Source organism: Micromonospora sp. NPDC049801 (assembly GCF_040656575.1).
In the GTDB taxonomy this organism is placed as follows: Bacteria; Actinomycetota; Actinomycetes; order Mycobacteriales; family Micromonosporaceae; genus Micromonospora.
In genome coordinates, this window is sequence record NZ_JBFAMS010000020.1 from 1 (window position 1) to 19,138 (window position 19,138).

20 protein-coding genes and 1 pseudogene are annotated in these 19,138 nt (G+C 71.0%); 16 read left to right on the forward strand and 5 right to left on the reverse strand.

What is annotated here, in order from left to right; all coding sequences use genetic code 11:
* The 11 genes and pseudogenes from AB0I89_RS28850 to AB0I89_RS28900 all read left to right on the forward strand — a co-directional run.
* On the forward strand, window positions 1–252 hold a 252-nt coding region (locus tag AB0I89_RS28850; protein WP_357133205.1), incomplete at its 5' end, for a GlsB/YeaQ/YmgE family stress response membrane protein.
* 564 nt (window positions 253–816) lie between these two features.
* Window positions 817–1,101 carry a transglycosylase gene (locus AB0I89_RS28855; protein ID WP_053656080.1) on the forward strand — a complete coding sequence of 95 codons (285 nt, stop codon included), beginning with the start codon at window positions 817–819 and terminating at the stop codon, window positions 1,099–1,101.
* A 225-nt stretch (window positions 1,102–1,326) separates the two neighbouring features.
* Window positions 1,327–2,613, forward strand: coding sequence for a sugar ABC transporter substrate-binding protein (locus AB0I89_RS28860; protein WP_355053196.1), 1,287 nt, complete (start codon window positions 1,327–1,329; stop codon window positions 2,611–2,613).
* Complete coding sequence (locus AB0I89_RS28865) at window positions 2,610–3,596, forward strand: sugar ABC transporter permease (RefSeq protein ID WP_357133207.1); 987 nt, start codon at window positions 2,610–2,612, stop codon at window positions 3,594–3,596. Before AB0I89_RS28860 ends, AB0I89_RS28865 begins: the two co-directional genes overlap by 4 nt.
* A complete protein-coding gene (locus AB0I89_RS28870) occupies window positions 3,593–4,423 on the forward strand; it encodes a carbohydrate ABC transporter permease (RefSeq protein ID WP_357133209.1) in 831 nt (276 codons plus the stop codon). Before AB0I89_RS28865 ends, AB0I89_RS28870 begins: the two co-directional genes overlap by 4 nt.
* Before the next feature lie 137 nt (window positions 4,424–4,560).
* Entirely contained in the window at window positions 4,561–5,199 is a 639-nt protein-coding gene (locus AB0I89_RS28875) for an MOSC domain-containing protein (protein ID WP_357133211.1), read from the forward strand.
* Between the two features lie 88 nt (window positions 5,200–5,287).
* The gene (locus AB0I89_RS28880; protein ID WP_357133366.1) at window positions 5,288–5,884 is read left to right on the forward strand and encodes a helix-turn-helix domain-containing protein; all 597 of its coding nucleotides are present in this window, start codon (window positions 5,288–5,290) and stop codon (window positions 5,882–5,884) included.
* Window positions 5,884–6,255 carry a hypothetical protein gene (locus AB0I89_RS28885; RefSeq protein WP_179780533.1) on the forward strand — a complete coding sequence of 124 codons (372 nt, stop codon included), beginning with the start codon at window positions 5,884–5,886 and terminating at the stop codon, window positions 6,253–6,255. The genes AB0I89_RS28880 and AB0I89_RS28885 overlap by 1 nt, the downstream gene beginning before the upstream one ends.
* Before the next feature lie 95 nt (window positions 6,256–6,350).
* Window positions 6,351–6,602 (forward strand): annotated as a pseudogene (locus tag AB0I89_RS28890) (ATP-binding cassette domain-containing protein); the annotation flags it as partial.
* Between the two features lie 125 nt (window positions 6,603–6,727).
* Window positions 6,728–7,318 (forward strand): ABC transporter permease, encoded by a 591-nt coding sequence (locus AB0I89_RS28895; RefSeq protein WP_357133383.1) that lies wholly within the window; start codon window positions 6,728–6,730, stop codon window positions 7,316–7,318.
* A gap of 155 nt (window positions 7,319–7,473) precedes the next feature.
* Entirely contained in the window at window positions 7,474–8,667 is a 1,194-nt protein-coding gene (locus AB0I89_RS28900) for a low temperature requirement protein A (RefSeq protein ID WP_357133215.1), read from the forward strand.
* A gap of 28 nt (window positions 8,668–8,695) precedes the next feature.
* Here the strand turns inward: AB0I89_RS28900 and AB0I89_RS28905 are convergent, their stop codons facing one another.
* From AB0I89_RS28905 to AB0I89_RS28915, 3 genes are all read right to left on the reverse strand, one after another.
* The gene (locus tag AB0I89_RS28905) at window positions 8,696–9,898 is read right to left on the reverse strand and encodes a low temperature requirement protein A (protein WP_357133217.1); all 1,203 of its coding nucleotides are present in this window, start codon (window positions 9,896–9,898) and stop codon (window positions 8,696–8,698) included.
* Window positions 9,899–10,058: 160 nt separating this feature from the next.
* On the reverse strand, window positions 10,059–10,961 hold the full coding sequence (locus AB0I89_RS28910; protein ID WP_238649186.1) for a phytanoyl-CoA dioxygenase family protein: 903 nt from the start codon (window positions 10,959–10,961) through the stop codon (window positions 10,059–10,061).
* A 223-nt stretch (window positions 10,962–11,184) separates the two neighbouring features.
* Window positions 11,185–12,045 (reverse strand): hypothetical protein, encoded by an 861-nt coding sequence (locus tag AB0I89_RS28915; protein ID WP_357133220.1) that lies wholly within the window; start codon window positions 12,043–12,045, stop codon window positions 11,185–11,187.
* A gap of 244 nt (window positions 12,046–12,289) precedes the next feature.
* Here AB0I89_RS28915 and AB0I89_RS28920 point away from each other — a divergent pair, with 244 nt between their 5' ends.
* Window positions 12,290–13,054 (forward strand): SDR family NAD(P)-dependent oxidoreductase, encoded by a 765-nt coding sequence (locus tag AB0I89_RS28920; protein ID WP_357133222.1) that lies wholly within the window; start codon window positions 12,290–12,292, stop codon window positions 13,052–13,054.
* A 40-nt stretch (window positions 13,055–13,094) separates the two neighbouring features.
* Here AB0I89_RS28920 and AB0I89_RS28925 read toward each other — a convergent pair whose 3' ends face one another.
* A complete protein-coding gene (locus AB0I89_RS28925; protein WP_357133224.1) occupies window positions 13,095–13,904 on the reverse strand; it encodes an enoyl-CoA hydratase-related protein in 810 nt (269 codons plus the stop codon).
* 19 nt (window positions 13,905–13,923) lie between these two features.
* Here AB0I89_RS28925 and hemW point away from each other — a divergent pair, with 19 nt between their 5' ends.
* The gene (gene hemW, locus AB0I89_RS28930) at window positions 13,924–15,147 is read left to right on the forward strand and encodes a radical SAM family heme chaperone HemW (RefSeq protein ID WP_357133368.1); all 1,224 of its coding nucleotides are present in this window, start codon (window positions 13,924–13,926) and stop codon (window positions 15,145–15,147) included.
* A 62-nt stretch (window positions 15,148–15,209) separates the two neighbouring features.
* On the opposite strand, the gene AB0I89_RS28935 is transcribed toward hemW, so the two are convergent.
* Complete coding sequence (locus tag AB0I89_RS28935) at window positions 15,210–15,851, reverse strand: DUF4870 domain-containing protein (protein ID WP_357133226.1); 642 nt, start codon at window positions 15,849–15,851, stop codon at window positions 15,210–15,212.
* Between the two features lie 211 nt (window positions 15,852–16,062).
* On the opposite strand from AB0I89_RS28935, the gene hrcA reads away from it, so the two are divergent.
* The 3 genes from hrcA to AB0I89_RS28950 all read left to right on the forward strand — a co-directional run bounded on the left by hrcA (window position 16,063) and on the right by AB0I89_RS28950 (window position 19,043).
* Entirely contained in the window at window positions 16,063–17,085 is a 1,023-nt protein-coding gene (gene hrcA, locus AB0I89_RS28940; protein ID WP_355053206.1) for a heat-inducible transcriptional repressor HrcA, read from the forward strand.
* A 73-nt stretch (window positions 17,086–17,158) separates the two neighbouring features.
* Window positions 17,159–18,307 carry a molecular chaperone DnaJ gene (gene dnaJ, locus AB0I89_RS28945; protein ID WP_355053230.1) on the forward strand — a complete coding sequence of 383 codons (1,149 nt, stop codon included), beginning with the start codon at window positions 17,159–17,161 and terminating at the stop codon, window positions 18,305–18,307.
* Window position 18,308: 1 nt separating this feature from the next.
* Window positions 18,309–19,043: a 16S rRNA (uracil(1498)-N(3))-methyltransferase gene (locus AB0I89_RS28950; protein WP_357133229.1), complete on the forward strand. Its 735-nt coding sequence runs from the start codon at window positions 18,309–18,311 to the stop codon at window positions 19,041–19,043.
* The last annotated feature ends 95 nt before the right edge of the window (window positions 19,044–19,138 follow it).

Sequence of the window (19,138 nt, forward strand, 5' to 3'; positions counted from 1 at the left end):
ATCGTTGTTGGTCTCATCGTCGGGGCGCTCGGCCGCCTGGTTGTTCCGGGCCGCCAGAACATGCCGATCTGGCTGCACCTGCTGATCGGTGTCGGTGCGGCTCTGCTGGGCACGGTGCTGGCGCGGGCGATGGGTATCGCGACCGAGACCGCTGGTATCGACTGGACCGAGCTGCTGGTGCAGGTCGTGGTGGCGGCGATCGCGGTCGCGCTGGTGGCCGGTGTGGGTGGCCGCCGCCGCGTCACCCGGTAACACCGCACACCCGTAGTACCGCAACACTTTCGAGGGGCGCTCGGCCATCAGGCCGAGCGCCCCTCGCTGTCGTGCCCGGACAGGTCGCCCGCTCCGGAAGCGCCATGTCCGAGGCGGCCGCAGTGTCGCCCGCGCCCGAGGGCGAGTGCCGACCGCGTCCCGCGCCAACATCGTGCTCGATCCTGGATGTAGTGGTCTTCGTCAGCCCGGATGCCACTACTTCATGGATGGAGCACGATCTTGGGTGCGCTACAGGACGGGCCCACTGGAGCGTGGGGGGCAAGACGCCGTTCGAGCAGTACCGCGGAGTCACGCCGGCCACGGCGCCCGCGCCGATCTTGCACTTTCTGCTGCGACATCCCGGGCATCCCACCCCCTATCGACGACCGAAAGTGCAAGATCGCGGGGCGGGGCGCGGGAGGTCCTGGTGGTCCGTGCCTGTGTTCACCAAGTCGTGACCGTCTGGGCGATCAAGTCGGTTTGGATTTTTGGTGGGTCGGGAACTTAACGGTCACGACAGGAAGCACACATTGTGTGTCAGACATTCTTAGAAGGAGGGCGACCGTGGAGCTCACCGTGTGGGGCATCATCACTGCCATCGTTGTTGGTCTCATCGTCGGGGCGCTCGGCCGCCTGGTTGTTCCGGGCCGCCAGAACATGCCGATCTGGCTGCACCTGCTGATCGGTGTCGGCGCGGCTCTGCTGGGCACGGTGCTGGCGCGGGCGATGGGTATCGCGACCGAGACCGCTGGTATCGACTGGACCGAGCTGCTGGTGCAGGTCGTGGTGGCCGCTATCGCGGTCGCGCTGGTGGCTGGTGTGGGTGGCCGCCGCCGCGTCACCCGGTAACAACCTGGCATCACCGCACCACTCGAAAGAGCGCCCGGCCAAACGGCTGGGCGCTCTTTCGTGACGTCAATGCCCGGGTTCGGCCCGGTTCCACGAGCAGCGGCACCGTCCACCTGCGGTACGGTCGCCACGCTTCGGCCTGCCCGCCCACTGTCGTAAAGGATTTCTTCGTACTAAGGTGCGGCGGAGAAGGTTAGTGCCAGGCGACGCGAGGGGAGAAGTGGCGTGAACAGGTGGAAGCGGTTGGCCCCGGTCACTGCCGTGGTGGCCTCGGTCGCCATGGTGTTGGGCGGCTGTGGGGGCTCCGGCGAGGAAGCGACCGACGACAGCAAGCTCACGGTCTGGATGATGGGCGAGGGTGGCGACGCCCAGAACGCCTTCCTCGACGGCGTGGAGACCGAGTTCCGGCAGAAGCACCCCGACACCGATGTGGTGGTGCAGTACATCCCCTGGCTGGAGGCGCCGAAGAAGTTCCAGGCCGCGCTGGCCGGCGGTGAGGGCCCGGACATCACCGAACTGGGCAACACCGAGACCCAGGGCTGGGCCGCGCAGGAGGCGCTCGCCGACGTCAGCGGTCGGATGGGTGGCTGGGCGGACGGCAAGGACCTGCTGCCCGACCTGGTACGCAACGCGCAGCTCGACGGCAAGCAGTACGGCGTCCCCTGGTACGCGGGCGTGCGGGCCATCTACTACCGCACCGACTGGTTCGCCGAGGCGGGCGTGCAGCCGCCGAAGACGTGGGACGAGTTGGTGACCGTCGCCAAGGCGGTGCAGGCCAAGAAGAAGGGCACCTACGGCATCGCGCTGCCGGGCAACTCCGAGCTGCCCTTCTACTCGTTCCTCTGGGGCGCGGGCGCGGAGATCGCCACCAACCAGGGCGGTGCGTGGAAGTCCGGCTACTCGACGCCGGAGGCGCAGCGGGCCGTCAAGTACTGGACCGACCTGGTCACGGTCCACAAGGTCGCCCCACCGGCCGCCGCCGGCTGGAACGAGATCGACGCGCGGACGCAGTTCGCCACCGGCAAGGCCGCGATGGCGTTCGCCGGTAGCTGGCAGCAGGCCGCCATCAAGAAGGACAACCCCGAGATCGAGAAGGTCTGGGGTACGTTCCCGATCCCCGGCCCGGACGGCAAGGCCGCGCCCGGTTTCGCCGGTGGCTCCGACGTGGCGATCTGGAAGGACAGCGAGCGGCAGGACCTCGCCTGGGACTACCTGACCGTGCTGCTGAACAAGAAGAACGCGCAGAGCTTCGCGAGCAGCCTCGGGTTCTTCCCCGTCTACAAGGACCTGGTCGCCAGCGACACGTACGCCAACGACAAGGTGATGGCGGCGTTCGCCACCACCATGCAGAACACCAAGCTCACGCCGCTCACCCCGAAGTGGGTGGAGGTCAGCCGGACGAAGACGGTGACCCAGGCGATGAACAGCTCGGTCATGAAGGGTCAGAAGACGGTCGAGAAGGCTACCGCCGACGCGGCCGGTGAGATGGAAAGCATCCTCAACTCCAAGTGACCACGCTGACCGAGGTGCCGGAGACGTCCGCCGCGCGGGAGAACCCTGCGCGGCGGCGTCGCCGGGTCGACCGCCTGCCCTACCTGCTGCTCCTGCCCGCCCTCGTCATCATCGGGGTGCTGCTGCTCTGGCCGCTCGGCCAGGTGGTGGCGATGTCCTTCTACCGGCTCAACAGCGTCCGGCAGTTGCGGGGCGACCGGGAGTGGCCGTGGGTGGGGCTCGGTAACTACACCGACATTCTCACGGATCCGTTCTTCCTGACCGTCCTGCGCAACACCGTGCTGTTCGCCGCGGCGAACGTGTTGCTCACAATGGTGCTGGGCACCCTGGTCGGACTGCTGCTCAACCGGCTCGGTCGCAAGATGGCGACCTTCGTGGCCAGTTGCGTGATGCTCGCCTGGGCCACCCCCGCGCTGACCGGCACGATCGTCTGGAAGTGGATCTTCGACGACACGAGTGGCCTGGTCACCTGGCTGTTCAACGCTCTGCCGGACGGACTCTCGAACGCCCTGTTCGGTCGTAGCGACTGGACCGGTTACGGCTGGTTCAACTCGCCGCTGCTGTTCTTCGCGATCCTCACGCTGGTGGTCGTGTGGCACTCGTTCCCGTTCATCGCGGTGAGCGTGCTCGCCGGCCTCAAGAGTGTGCCGAGTGAGTTGCACGAGGCGGCCCGGGTGGACGGCGCGAGCCCGTGGCGGGTCTTCTGGAAGATCACCTTCCCGCTGCTGCGCCCGGTCTTCGGGATCCTGATCGTGCTCTCCACCATCTGGGACTTCAAGGTCTTCACCCAGCAGTTCGTGCTGGCCGGTGGCACCCAGGACCGGCCGACGTTCATGCTCTCGATCTACTCGTACGCCGAGGCCTTCTCGCCGCCGCCGAAGTACGGGCTCGGCGCGGCCATCGCGGTGATCCTCACGCTGATCCTGCTCGTGGTCACCGGCTTCTACGTACGGATGGTGCTCAAGCAGGAGGACGAGTCGTGAAGAAGGTCGCCCTCAACGCCGCCGGGCTGCTGGTCGCGCTCTTCGCGGCCTTCCCGGTCTACTGGATGATCTCGACGTCGCTGAAGCCCAGCAACGAGATCTTCTCGGCCACCCCGCAGCCGGTGCCGACCCATCCGACGCTGGCGCACTACCGGGAGATCCTCACCGGCAACCTGATCCCCGGGGTGACCTTCCTCGACTTCTTCGTGAACAGCGCGATCGTCGCGGTGTCCACGGTGGTGCTCAGTGGGCTCGTCGCCCTGCTCGCGGCGACGGCGGTGGCCCGGTTCCGCTTCAAGCTCCGGACCAGCTTCCTGATCATGCTGCTGATCGTGCAGATGATCCCGTTGGAGGCGCTGGTCATCCCGCTGTTCCTGATGATCCAGCGGCTCGGGCTCTACAACACCCTGCCCAGCCTGATCCTCACGTACCTCGGCTTCTCGCTGCCGTTCGCGGTGTGGATGCTGCGCGGTTTCGTCGCGGCCGTGCCCAAGGAACTGGAGGAGGCGGCGGCCATCGACGGCGCGAGCCGGGCCCAGACGTTCCGGCGGGTGCTGTTCCCGCTCGTCGCGCCCGGCCTGGTCGCGACCAGCATCTTCTCGTTCATCACGGCGTGGAATGAGCTGATCTTCGCGTTGACGTTCATCAACGACCAGGGGCGCTACACCCTGCCGGTGGCGATGACCTTCTTCTTCGGCCGTGACGACACCAACTGGGGGCCGGTGATGGCCGCCTCCACGCTGTTCACCCTGCCGGTCATCATCTTCTTCCTGCTGGTGCAGCGGAAGATGGTCTCCGGCCTGGTGGCCGGAGCGGTCAAGGGCTGAGCGCAGGGCCGGTCGAGGGCCGCGCCGCCGCCGGTCGTCGTCCGGACCCCGCCTCGGCTCGACCGCCCGGTGAATCGGCTCGACCGCCCGGTGAATCGGCTCGACCCCCCTGCGAGGCAGACCCTAGGCTGGCCGTCATGGCAGGCAGGGTGGCAGCGGTGAACCTCGGCATCGTGACCGAGGCGGAGTGGGCCGGCGACGCGAGCGGTCGCAGCGGCATCGACAAGCGGCCTGTCGACGGGCCGGTGTCGCTGCTGACCGGCGGCCTGGCCGGTGACTTCATCGGCGAGCGGGCCCACCACGGCGGGCCGGACAAGGCCGTCTACGCGTACGCCGAGGAGGACGCCGCGTGGTGGTCGGCCGAGATGGGCCGGTCGATCCGTCCGGGCGGCTTCGGGGAGAACCTGACCACCTACGCCGTCGACGTGACCGGCGCGGTCATCGGTGAACAGTGGGCGGTGGGCACGGCGGTGCTCCAGGTGACCATGCCGCGCACCCCGTGCACCACGTTCGCCGGCTTCTGGGGCGTACCGGATCTGATCAAGCGGTTCACGGTCCGGGCCACCCCGGGGGCGTACCTGCGGGTGCTGCGCGAGGGCGAGGTGGGCGCCGGCGATCCGGTCGAGGTGGTGGAACGGCCCGCGCACGGGGTGACCATCGGCGAGGTGTTCCGGGCGACCAGCCTGGAGCCGGAGCTGCTGCCCCGCCTGCTCGACGCGGACGACCTGCCGGAGCCGATCCGGGACAACGTCCGCCGCCGCCTCGCCGCCCGTTAGCCGACGTCGAGGGCGCGAGCGCCCATCCGTCGTTCTGAACGCGGTCTTCCATTCTCATTATCGATAGTGATACCGTTCGGTCGTGGAGATGTCGAGAGAGCGCTGGGCGGACCTGGCGCTGCATCCGGTGCGGATCCGGATCCTGCGTGCGGTCGCGGGCACGCGCCTGACCACCCAAGGGCTGCTTGAGCTGCTGCCCGATGTCCCGCAGGCCACGATGTACCGGCACCTGGCGATCCTGGTCAGGGCAGGGCTGGTCGAGGTGGTTGACGAACGCAGGGTTCGCGGCACCGTCGAGCGGGTGTACGCGTTGCCCGCGCACGGCGCGACGCTCGACCCGGCGGCCCTCGCCACGGCTACGCGGGAGGACCACGCGCGTTACTTCACGGCGTTCATGTCGAGCCTGCTGTCGGAGTTCTCCCGCTATCTCGCCCGGGAGCGGATCGACTTCGCCGCCGACGGTGTGGGCTACCAGCAACTCGTGCTGCACCTGACCGACGCCGAACTGGGCGAGTTCGCCGCCGGTCTCAACGCACTGGTTGGCCCGTTGCTCGGCAACCAGCCCGGCGGTGAACGGATCCCGCGACTGTTGGCGACCGTTCTGCTGCCCACCGATCTGCCGACGACCGACAGGCGTACGCCTGCGCCGACGGACGACTCCGACACGACGAAAGGGGATGACTGATGGCATCGGTCATGGTGACCAACGATGTGATCGACATTCGGTTCACCGGATGGGAGCGGGTCTGGGTCGGGCGGGAGCAGTTCGCACTGCCCCTCACCGCGGTGCGGCACGTCGCCCTGGTGGACAACCCGCTCCGTCTGGCCCGTGGTGCCCGCCGCGGATACGTGGTGTCCGGCTTCGCCAAGATCGGAGTATGGGGCCTGTACGGCGGTCCTCGGCAGCTCGTGGCAGCCCGCCGGGCGGAACCGGGACTGCACCTCGTTCTGGACCGGGCGTCGGCAGGCGGCGAGTTCGACCAGGTGGTGCTCTCCAGCCCGGCCGCGCCAGGCCTCGTGGAGACGATCACGCGTGCCATGGCGGCCCGCGCGTGACCGGCGACCACCTCGCGATCGAGGTGTCGTGCCTGACAAAGCGCTACGGTGACGTGACCGCCGTGCAGGATCTGAGCTTCACCGTGCAGCCCGGTGTGGTCACCGGATTCCTCGGCCCGAACGGCGCCGGCAAGACCACCACGATGCGCATGATGACCGGGCTGGTGTCGCCGACCAGTGGCACCGCCACGATCGGCGGGCTGCCGTACGGCCAACTGGCCCGGCCCTCGCGCACTGTCGGCGCCGTGTTCGACGCCAACGCGTTCCACCCTGGACACACCGCCCGCGACCACCTGCGCGTCTACGCCGCGATGGGCGGATATCCGGACAGCCGGGTCACCACCCTGCTCGACCTTCTCGGCCTCGCCGAGGCCGCGCACCGTCGCACCCGAGGATTCTCCACGGGCAGCCCGGTCTGGACACCGAGGCCGGCCTCCGCGCGATCCTCGGCATTCTCGGCTACACCGCGTTCGTGCCGGCCGCCGCCGGGGCCCTGGCGGTCACCTCCGAGTACCGACACCGCACCGCCGCGGTCACCTTTCTCTTCGCTCCGCGCCGTGGGCGGGTGCTCGCCGCCAAACTCGCCACGTACGCGGTCGTCGGCCTCGCGTACGGGCTCGTTCTCGCGGGCACCGCCGCGGTGGCGCTGTTCGCTGTCGCCGCCGCCCGCGACGTCCCACTCGGTCTGCCAGCCTCCACGGTGCTGGCGCTGCTCGGCCGTATCGCCGTCGCGATGGTGGTCTACCTGCTCCTCGGGGCCGGGATGGGCGCCCTCATCCACCACCAGATCGCGGCGCTGTGCGTCGTGATCGGCTATCTGTACGTGGGGGAGCCGGTGCTGATGATGATCCCGGGCGTCAACACGCTCTACCCGATCCTGCCCGGCGGAGCCACCGCCGCGCTGACCGATTTCACCTACGTCGCCGACGCCATCTCCACGGAAGTCGGCAGCGGCACCGTCAACCTGCTCCCACCGGCGGCCGGCGCTCTCCTGCTCACCGCGTACGCGGTGGCCGCCTCGGCGATCGCCCTGTTGCTGCCCCTGCGTCGAGACGTCACGTGACCGGCTGAAGGCGACGGGGCTGACCGTGTTGCCGGGGCGACGGGCCAGCGTTGGGGTGGCCCGCGGTCGCCAAGAACCGGATGACGGGGCTGAGGGCCTGCCGTTGCCCGTATCCTCCCCCTTGAGGGCATGCGGTGGAGGCCGGGTGAAGCGCGATGTCGATGGCTACGGACGGCGGCGCCATGGCAGCGGCGCCCGATCCGGCGCTGGAGCGTCCGGCGTTCCTGGAGCTCTTCTTCGACCTCGTCTACGTCTTCGCGCTGGTCACCTTGGCGACGATCCTGGCCAACGACCTGACCTGGACCGGCGTCGCCAAGGTGTTGGTGCTGCTGCTCGCGTTCGCGATGGTCTGGGCGCTGAGCGTGTGGACCGCGGACACCATCGACCTGACCAGTCCATCCGGGCAGGGGCATCTCACCTCGGTGGCGGCGGCCAGCCTGCTGTTGGCGGCGGCCGCAGCCGAGGCGTACGGCGATCGCGCGCTGCTGTTCGCGATCACCTTCGTGTTCATCCCCCTCAGCACGACCGCCTACTACGCAGTTGTCGTCTCGAGGGGCCGGCCCCTGCGGCGGTCGAGCATCCGGATCCAGACCTGGAAGTGCGTCACCGGCGTCGGCTGGATCGCCGGAGCGCTCGTCGGCGGCTCGGGCCAGCTGTCGATCTGGGCGCTCGCGATCGTCGTCGAATACGTCGGGGCGGTGTGCGGCTGGCCGCTGCCCCGGATCGGTCGCTCACGACCGGGGGACTGGCGGCTGGTCCACGCGCGGGTGGCCGAGCGCTACCGGCAGTTCGTCATCATCGCGCTCGGGGTGTCGATCTTCGTGACCGGGACGACCTTCAGCCGGAGCGATTACACGCTGGCGAGGGCCTGGGCGCTGCTCGTGGTGTTCAGCACTGTGGTGCTGATGTGGCGGATCTACATCTACCGCGCCGGTGAGCTGCTGACCGAGGCGATCGTCAGGTCGACCGACCCGGCGTTGCTCACCCAGTCCGCCGCGATCACCCATCTGATCATGGTGGCCGGCATCGCCGGGGCGGCGGTAACCAGCGACCTCGTGGTGAATCGACCGTTGGGCGAGACCCCGCCGTCGTGGGCCGCGGTCATCCTCGGCAGCCCCGCGTTGTACCTGATCGGCCGGGGCCTGCTCGACTTCACCGTGTTCGGACGCATCTCGCGGTCCCGGCTGGCCGGCGTGCTGCTGCTGGGGTGCCTGGCGCCGGCCACGCCCGTGCTTCCGCCGATCCTGGTCGCGCTGCTCGCCATGATCGTGCTGGCCCTGATCGCCGTGGCGAACCTGGCCAGCACCCGACGACACACGCGTGCGCCGGCGCCGCCGATGCTGGGGTGAGACTCCGCGCGGTGGGTGGGGCGATCCCTCACCGGGCCGGCGCGGTGACCTCGGCCCGTCTGCGACGGGCGGCCAGCCCCTCCCCGGCCAGGGTGAGCAGCAGGACCAGGTTCGCCACCACCAGGACGGCCAACGGCGGCAGCCGGAACGTGCCGGGCGCGACAAGCGCGCACAGCAGCACGACCGCCAGCAGCACGATCGCCAGCACCCGGGACCAGAGGATCCGCGCCGTCACCACGGCGTCGAACAGCACGCTGCCGAGCAGGAACAACGCCGGTCCGCCGAGAATGGCGGCCATCACGTCCGCCGGGGCGTGACCGGACGGCCGGGCGATGACCATCGAGGTGCCGGTCGAGACCAGCACCACGCCGGCCACCATCACCAGGTGGGTGTACGAGGTGGAGGTGCCGGAGCGGACCCGCTCCACCGTCGTGACGCTCGGTGGGGCCAGGATTCGCCGGACGCGCTGGAAGTAGAGCTGGAACACCAGCACCGCGCTGACGAACGCGACCGCGCTGGCGGTCACCTGACCGGCGGTGAACCCGCTGCCGGCCAGCCCCGTGCCGATGCTCAGGATCAACTCGCCGAGCGCGACGATGAAGATCGCCCGGTGCCGCTCGGAGAGGTGCACCCCGGTGAAGATCTGGCTGGCGAGTTCGGTACGCCCCAGCCCCGGCGTCGGCCAGCCGAACCGGGCCGAGCCGAGGTCGACCGCCACCGCGAGCGACCACAGCGCCAGCCGGGCCGTCCCGTCCACGAACACCCCGGCCACCCACGGGGTCACGGTGACGCCGAACCAGAAGAAGACCCGGATGCTCCGGGCCTGGATCGGGCGGTTGATCCGGGTGCCGGGGATCAGGACGGCGTCACGGACCAGGTGGATGCCGAAGTACGCGGCGACGAAGAGCCACCCGTACCGGCCGAAGGCGTGTGGTGTCGCGATGGCCATCAGCAGGGCGCCGAGCATGACCAGCAGGACGGTCGCCTGGATGATCGGCAGCCGGGGGTTGAACAGGTCGGTGAGCCAGGCCGTGAGCACCCAGACCCACCAGGCGGCCAGCAGCAGGACGGCGGTCTGCGCCGCGTTCCGGATGCTGAGGTCATCACCCAGGCTGGCGGAGAGTCGGGAGAGCAGGAAGATGTAGACCAGGTCGAAGAAGAGTTCCAGGAAGGTCGGATATTCCGGCTCGCCCCGACGGCGAAGGATCCGGGGGAGGGGAGCGGACGTCATCGCGGCTGCCTCCTGTGCCACCCCGCGCCCGCCCGAGCGCCGCGCCCCGGCTCTGCCTACCCCTCACGCTACCGACAGCGCGGCACCTGGTGGCCCGGAAGCGGATACGGCGACGGCCCCCCGCCGACAGTGGCGGGGGGCCGTTCTCAGCAGCGGGCGATCAGCGCAGCCAGGGGATGTTGCGGTCGAGCAGACCGCGCTCCTTGAGCTCCTTGCGCAGCGGGATCTCGTCGTCGACGTACCCGTCCCAGTTGATGCCCCAGTAGTTGGCGGTGTGGGTGCCCTCACCGATCAGCTGGCGCTGCACGGGCGTGCGGTTGCGGTACCACTCGCCGTTCACGTCGGGGTGCAGCTCGTCCAGCGGACGGATCCACCGGTAGGTGTAGCCGACGAAGAGCATCTTGCGGGTGATGGTCGACAGGTTCGTCGAGCGCGAGTGCCACTGCCGGCGGTCGAAGATGAACGCGTCGCCCGGGTTGGCGGTGATCTCCACCGTGCCCTCCGGGTCGGGGTTCTGCACCGTGAGGTCCGCCGGCCGGGACAGCGAGTTCTTCAGGTGGCTGCCCGGGATGACCTTGGTGGCGCCGCGGCCGGTCTCCGACAGGTCGGACAGCACGTACGCGACCTTCAGCGAGAACATCGGGCGGGGCAGGTTCGGGTCCATCGTCTCCGGGTCGGAGTTCTGCCGGTACCCGTCCTGGTGCCAACCCCAGTACGGCTTCTCCGGCTCGGCGGCCGGCGGGGTGACGTCCAGGTGGTTGTGGTGGGTGTAGATGTTCCAGCCGGCCAGCCCCCACATGTACGGGAAGGCGATCGGGTGGGTCAGCAGCTCACCGAAGAGCTCGTCGCGCTCCAGGAAGCCCAGCAGGTGCAGGGTGCCGTCCTTCTTGGTGGTGCCCTTGGCCTGCTCCTCCGCGTAGACGCGGTCGACAGCCGCCTCCAGCGCCGCCCGGTGGTCCTCCGTCAGGACGTTGCGCAGCAGGAGGAAGCCCTGCTCGTGGAACTCCTTGCGGTCAGTGTCGCTGATCGGTTCGTAGCCGGTCCGGTCGCCGTAATCGAACACCGCGTCGTACCCCTCCCCATGAGGTGAAACCATTTCTGGCACAGGCCGCCGATCGTAACGCGAGTGCCGGGGCGGTGGGAGGGCGAGCGGCGACGGTACGGCCCGGGGTCGGACCGCGTGCAGCGGGACCGGTGCGGCGAGTCACATTTACGTGATCATCGGGTGATTCTGCGGCTGTTTGTCCGATTGTGCGGTCACTGCCGGTTAAGAGATCCGGGCTCGGTCAGCCCTCGGCGAAGACCTCGGCCACCACCTGGCCGGCGGGGCCCTGTTCGCCGGTCACCTGGCCCCAGGTGCCGTTGCGGGCGGTCCACTCCAGGTCGCCGAAACGGACCCGCTTCACCCCGTGGTCCTGGGCGTGCGAGACCAGCCAGTGCGCGTACCGCCAGCCGTCGCGCTGGCCCTGCGCGGTCACCGCCAGCCCTGTCTGGCTGGCCTTTTCGGCGCTCGACACACCCCAGTCCAGCGCCAGGTTGCGGGTCAGCTGCGCGGCCGCCGCCGCGCCGTGCATCACCGGGGTACGCCCCACCGTGCAGGCCACCGCCTCGGTCGCGTCGCCGAGCAGGGCCTTGGTGAGCACCTCGGAATCGTCGGCCCACTTCTGGTACGCCTCGGGGAACGCCGAGCGCTGCACCCGCTGGGCGGCATCGGTGACCCGCATCTTCTCCCAGCCGCGCACCTTCTTGAGCGCCTTGTAGAACCTGTTCGCCGCGTACCGGGGGTCACGGATCTGCTCCGGCGTGCCCCACCCCTTGCTCGGGCGCTGCTGGAACAGCCCGAGCGAGTCGCGGTCACCGTGGTCGAGGTTGCGCAGCCCCGACTCCTGGTACGCGGTGGCCAGCGCGACCACCACGGCGCGCTCGGGCATGCCGCGCTGGACGCCGATCGCCGCGATGGTGGCCGCGTTCGCCATCTGCTCCACGTCCAGGACCACCCTGCCGTCGGCCTGGACCGTGCAGGTGCGTCCCGCCAGTGGCAGCCGCAGTTCGTCCCCAACCCGCTTCAGGACGAGCCAGATCGCGATCACGGCGACGAGGATGAGCACCACTCCGCCCGCCACGGCAGCCCGAGTTCGCACCCACACCTCCTGATCGACAGTTCGACAAGCGTACGTCCCCGCCGGCGTCATCCGGGCCGTTCGACCGGTTCGGGCTTCGCTCAGCCGTCGCGCGCCGATCGGGACGTTCCCCCTGGCGCGCGGAACTCACCTGCGGAGGGAGATCGTGTCTGCCGCGTCACCCGTCGTCAACAGCCGGAAGAGAATGCCTGGCCAGGACCTTTCCCGGTTGACACGTCAATCGGACGTGCCAGCGCCGAGGAGGAATTCGATGGGAACGCTGGACGGCAAGGTGGTACTCGTGACCGGCACGGGCGGTGGTCTGGGGCGCGTCGCGGCGCTGACCTTCGCCCGCGAGGGCGCGAAGGTCGTCGGGGCCGACATCCAGGTGGACGGCAACAACGAGACGGTCGACCTCGTCCGGGCCGCCGGTGGGGAGATGACGAGCGTCGCGCCCGTCGACCTGACCGACCCGGAACAGGTCCGTCAGCTCGTCGAGGACGCCGTGGCCGCGTACGGGGGGCTCGACGTCGTCTACAACAACGCGGCCGCGCTGCGCTTCGGCCCCCTGCCGGACTTCTCGGTCGACGACTGGCGGTACACGATCGCCGGTGAACTCGACATTCCGTACCTGGTGTCGAAGTTCGCCTGGCCGTACCTCGTCCGGCGCGGTGGCGGCGTCATCATCAACGCGGCCTCGATGGCCGGGATGATCGCAGGTCACGTCCCGCCGATGGTCGGCCACACGGCGGCGAACGCCGGCATCATCGGCATGACCCGCCAGCTCGCGCTCGAAGGGGCGCCGCACGGCATCCGGGCGGTGGCGGTCAGCCCCGGACCCATCCTCACCCCGGCCAGTGAACGCGACCTGGGGGACGACCAGGAGGCCCGGGACGCGATCACGGCGAAGACGCTGCTCAAGCGCTTCGCCCGCCCCGAGGAGGTCGCCGAGCTGGTGGTCTTCCTCGCCTCGGACCGGGCGTCGTACATCACCGGCGCCAACTACGCGGTCGACGGTGGCGCGACGGCGTGGTGACCCTTCGGGGCGCCGCCGCAGCCGGCCGACGTCCGCGGTCCTACCCGGCCTGGTCACCGCGTTCGGCGTCCAGAGCGGCCACCCATCGCGGCGACCTCTTCTCCCGGAACGCCGTGACCCCCTCGCGGCCCTCGTCGGAGAGGAAGTAGCCGGTCGAGAGCGCGGCGAGACGGGCCAGGTCACCGCGCAGCTCGGCGGTGCCCGGCCGGCGCAGCAGATCCTTCGCGCCGGCCAGCGCGCCGGGCGCGCCGCGGACCAGGGAGTCGCAGTAGCCCCGCACCACGTCGTCCAGCTCCTGGGCCGGCACCGAGGCCGTCACCAGGCCGACCTCGACGGCACGCCGCCCGTCGAAGGTGTTCCCGGTCAGGTACAGCTCGGCGGCGGCGCGCGGGTGCAGCCGGGGCAGCACGGTCGCCGAGATCACCGCCGGGATCACCCCGATGCGGACCTCGGTGAACGCGAACGTCGCCTCGTCGGCGCAGACCGCGAGATCGGCGGCGGCGATGAGGCCGAGTCCGCCGGCCCGCGCGGGCCCGGCGACCCGGGCCAGGATCGGCTTCGGGCACTCCCAGAGCGCCGCCAGCACGTCGCCCAGCATGCCGGCGGGCACGGTTCCGCTGGCGTACGCCGCGGCGGTCTCCTTCAGGTCCGCGCCGGAGCAGAAGACCGGCCCGGTGTGGTCGAGCACGATCACCCGGACTGCGTCGTCGGCCACCGCGTCCGTCAGCCCCGCCAGCAACTGGGTCATCAGGGCGGTGGAGAGCGCGTTGCGGTTGTGCGGGCTGTCCAGGGTGAGGGTGGTCACCCCACGGGCCGTGGCGACCCGCACGAGCACGTCGGGAGAGGTCATGCCGGGCACACTAGTGGCCATGCCCGGCGTCCTTCCAGATGGTGAGACCGTCCCCGGCGACGGATCGTTGCCCGCCACCGCCACCACGGCGGTCGGCGCGCGCGGCTTCGGCGTGTACGTCCACGTCCCGTTCTGCGCCAGTCGCTGCGGCTACTGCGACTTCAACACGTACACGGCCGCCGAGCTGGGTGGGGGCGCGAGCCGCGAGGCGTACGCCGACACCGTGCTGGCCGAGCTGGCGCTCGCCGCCCGGGTGCTCGGCGACAACCCGCCACCCCGCGTCGACACCGTCTTCGTCGGTGGCGGCACGCCCACCCTGCTCCCCGCCGACGACCTGGCCCGCATCCTCGAGGGCATCGACCGCACCTGGGGGCTCGCCGCCGACGCCGAGGTGACCACCGAGGCGAATCCGGAGTCGGTCACACCGGAGTCGCTGAAGCTGCTGCGCACGGCCGGCTACACCCGGATCTCGCTGGGCATGCAGTCCGCGTCGCCCGGTGTGCTGGCGATCCTGGACCGTAAACACAGCGCCGGCCGGGCCACCGCCGCCGCCCGCGAGGCGCGCGAGGCCGGGTTCGACCACGTCAACCTGGACCTGATCTACGGCACGCCGGGGGAACGGGCCGAGGACTTCGCCGGCACGCTGGAGCAGGTCGTCGACGCCGGGGTCGACCACGTCAGCGCGTACGCCCTCATCGTGGAGGACGGCACCCGGCTCGCCGCGCGGATGAAGCGCGGCGAGGTGCCGTACCCCAGTGACGACGTGGCGGCGGACCGCTACCTGGCCGCGGAGGCCGCCCTCGACGCGGCCGGCCTCTCCTGGTACGAGGTGTCCAACTGGGCGCGCGCCGACGAGGCCCGGTGCCGGCACAACCTGCTCTACTGGACCGGCGCCGACTGGTGGGGCCTGGGCCCGGGCGCGCACAGCCACGTCGGCGGGGTGCGCTGGTGGAACGTGAAGCACCCCACCACGTACGCCCAGCGGCTGGCGGCCGGCGCGTCACCCGGCCTGGCCCGCGAGGTGCTGACCACGGACGAGGCGCACATGGAGGACGTGATGCTCCGGCTGCGGCTCGCCAGCGGACTGCCGCTGGGGGTGCTCGACGACGCCGGCCGGGCCGGTGCCGCGCGGGCCCTCGCCGACGGTCTGCTGGACGCCGAGAGGTACGCCGCCGGACGGGCGGTCCTCACCCTGCGCGGCCGGCTGCTCGCCGACGCGGTCGTGCGGGACCTGCTGCCCTGAGCCGGACGCCCGCCCGGCCGGCGGCGGTGTGCCGGACCGGCCGGGGGAGCGGCCGGCCCGGATCACTTGATGAGGTTGGCGGAGAGCGGGTAGCGGTAGAGCTGCCCCTCGTTGGCCTTGATGCCGGCGAGGATGCCGCACACGGCTCCGAGCACGACGGCCGCCACGACGCCGATGAAGCCGATGAAGATGCAGGACAGCACCCAGCCGACCAGGCCGACGATCGACCAGACGAGCTGGAAGTTGAGCGCCGACACGGCGTGCGCCCGGACGGTCGGGGACTGGCTGCCCCGGGCCAGCAACGCCACCAGCGGGGCGATCCAGCCGAGCACGCCCGCGCTGATGATCATCCCGGCCGCGCCGCCGAAGTGGGCGACGAGCGCCCAGGTCTTGTCCTCGTTGTTGGCGTAACCGCCGCCGGGGCCGCCGTACGCGCCGCCGGTCGGATACCCGCCAGTCGTGCCACCCGGCGGGGGGTAACCCCCTGGTGGGGGGTAGCCGCCCGGCGGAGGGTAGCCGCCCGACGGCGGTTGGTCACCGGTGGGCGGCGGATAGCCACCGGCTGGGGGATAGCCGCCCGGGCCGGGCGCCCCGGACAGTGGTGCGGTGGGCGGCTCGGCCGACGAGGACGAGCCGGGGAGATTCGGCTCCGGCGGGTAGTTGCCGGGGTCTCCCGCGCCGGGAGGGCGAGGTGGTTCAGTCATGGTTGTCACGGTAGGTGCCGTGAGCAACGCCGCACCAGAGCGACATCGCCCTGTCGTCCGGGCCGATCGGCCCGCGGGATGTCACGGGCCGTCGTTGATCATCGCGTCGGCGGGCACGCCGACGTAGACTGGCACTCGTTACAGTCGAGTGCCAGGACGGTCCGTCGGCCCGGGTGGGCCGGCGGCCGACGTGCGACAGGAGGTGCGGAGGATGGGTCTGGACGACCGGAAGCTCGCCGTGCTCCGCGCCATCGTCGAGGACTACGTCTCGACCCAGGAGCCGGTCGGCAGCAAGGCGCTGGTCGAGCGGCACCAGCTCGGGGTCTCCCCGGCGACGGTCCGCAACGACATGGCCGTGCTGGAGGAGGAGGGCTACATCCGGCAGCCGCACACCAGCGCCGGCCGGGTGCCCACCGACCGTGGCTACCGGCTCTTCGTCGACCGGCTGTCCCGGGTCAAGCCGCTCAGTCCGGCCGAACGCCGGGCCATCGAGCGCTTCCTCGTCGGGGCCGTCGACCTCGACGACGTGGTCCACCGCACCGTACGGCTGCTCGCCCAGTTGACCCGGCAGGTGGCCGTGGTGCAGTACCCGAGCCTCGCCCGCTCCTCGGTCCGCCACCTGGAGCTGGTGCCGATCTCCACCACCCGGCTGATGCTCGTGATGATCGCGGACACCGGCCGGGTGGAGCAGCGGCTGGTGGAGCTGCCCGGACCGGTGCCCGCCGATGACGTCACCGACCTGCGTCGCCTGGTCAACGAGAAACTCGCCGGTGAGCGCATGTCGGACACCCCACCGCTGGTGCAGGCGCTGGTGGAAGAGGCGCCGGTGCAGCTGCGCCCGGCCATGACCACGCTCTCCACCGTCCTGCTGGAGACGCTCGTCGAGCGGCACGAGGAACGCATCGCCCTGGCCGGCACCGCCAACCTGACCCGGGGTGGTCTGCTCGACTTCCAGGGTTCGCTGCGGCCCATCCTGGAGGCGTTGGAGGAGGAGGTCGTGCTCCTCAAGCTCATCGGCGAGACCGAGCCCAGCACGACCCGGGTGCTGATCGGCGACGAGAACGAGTTCGACAACCTGCGTGCCGCCTCGGTGGTCAGCACCGGGTACGGCCCGGGGGCCACCATCGTGGGCGGCCTGGGAGTGCTGGGGCCGACCCGGATGGACTACCCCGGCAATATCGCCATGGTGCGCGCCGTGGCACGCTACGTGGGCGAGCTGCTGGCCCAGAACTGACCAGTCAGGGCCGACGGCCGGCTGCGGCCGCCGGTCGGCGCAACGCGAGACGAACATGAGGACACGGAACGCAGTGGCCAGGGACTACTACGGCATCCTCGGTGTCAGCCGGGAAGCCTCCGATGACGAGATCAAGCGCGCCTACCGCAAGCTGGCACGCCAGTTCCACCCGGACGTCAATCCGGACCCGGAGGCCCAGGAGAAGTTCAAGGACATCAACGCCGCGTACGAGGTCCTCTCGGACGACCGGAAGCGGCAGATCGTCGACCTGGGTGGCGACCCGCTCGCCCCCGGCGGCGGGGGCGCGGGCGGCCCGGGTGGTCCGGGGGGAGCCGGCCCGTTCGTCGGTTTCCAGGACATCATGGACGCGTTCTTCGGTGGCGCCGCGGGCGGCGCCGGCCGCGGGCCGCGTCCACGGACCCGTCCGGGCGCGGACGCGATCCTGCGCCTCGAACTGGACCTGCACGAGACGGCGTTCGGCGTGGAGGCCCCGATCACCGTGGACACCGCCGTGCTCTGCACCACCTGCTCGGGCGCCGGCACCGCGGCCGGTACCCACCTGGCCACCTGCGAGGCGTGCGCCGGCCGGGGCGAGGTGCAGTCCGTGCAGCGCACCTTCCTCGGCCAGGTGGTCTCGGCCCGGCCGTGCACCGTCTGCCAGGGCTACGGCACCACCATCCCGCACCCCTGCCCGACCTGCGCCGGCGACGGCCGGGTACGCACCCGCCGATCGCTCACCGTCAAGATCCCGGCCGGCGTCGAGGACGGCATGCGGATCCGGCTGGCCCAGCAGGGTGAGGTGGGCCCGGGCGGTGGCACCGCCGGCGACCTCTACGTGGAGATCCACGAGCGTCCGCACGACGTCTACTCCCGCAAGGGTGACGACCTGCACTGCCGCGTCACCGTGCCGATGACCGCCGCCGCGCTGGGCACCCGGCTCACCATCAAGACGCTGGACAGCGAGGAGACCGTCGACGTCAAGGCCGGCACCCAGCCGGCCAGCACGCTGCGACTGCGCGCCCGGGGCGTACCGCACCTGCGCGGCACCGGCCGGGGCGACCTCTACGTGCACCTGGACGTCCGGACGCCCACCAAGCTCGACCCCGACCAGGAGAAGATGCTGCGCGACTTCGCCAAGACCCGGGGCGAGGAGGTCGCCGAGCTGACCAAGCAGGGCGGCTTCTTCTCCCGGATGCGCGACGCGTTCAACGGGCACGCCTGAGGTGTCGGCGCCGCTGTTCCTGGTGGAGGCGCTGCCCACCGGTGACGCGCTGACCCTGGACGGCCCGGAGGGGCACCACGCCGCAACCGTGCAGCGGCTGCGCGTCGGCGAGGAGCTGCTGCTCGCCGACGGTCGGGGCGGCACGGCCGCCGCCGTGGTCACCACCGTCGGCCGGGGCAGCCTGGAGGTCGCGGTCACCTCCCGGGGGTACGCGGACGCGCCCGTACCCCGGATCGTCACCGTGCAGGGCATCGCCAAGGGTGACCGGGGCGAGCTGGCCGTGCAGGCGATGACCGAGGTCGGGGTGGACGAGATCGTGCCCTGGGCGGCGTCGCGCTCGGTGGCCCAGTGGCGCGGCGACCGGGGCGTACGCGCACGCGAGAAATGGGTGGCCACCGCCCGCGAGGCGGCGAAACAGGCCCGCCGGCCCTGGCTGCCCGTCGTGGCCGGCGCGCCGGACGAGTCCACCGCCACGGTCGCCCGCCGGATCGCCGGCGCCGCCGCCGGGTTCGTCCTGCACGAGGAAGCCGACGAGCCGCTGACCGGCGTCGACCTGCCGTCGGCCGGGGAGATCGTCCTGGTGGTCGGCCCCGAGGGCGGCATCGACCGGGCCGAACTGACGGCCTTCCGTGAGGCCGGTGGCCGGCCGGTACGCCTCGGGCCGGAGGTGCTGCGTACCTCCACGGCCGGCGTGGCCGCGCTCAGCGTGCTCGCCACCCGCCTCGGCCGCTGGTAGTCGCCCACCCCCGACTCGCCGCCACCCTGCCGCCGCTGGCTTCGGCCGCCACCCTGCCGCCGCTGGCTTCGGCCGCCAGCCTGGGCCCGCGTTCG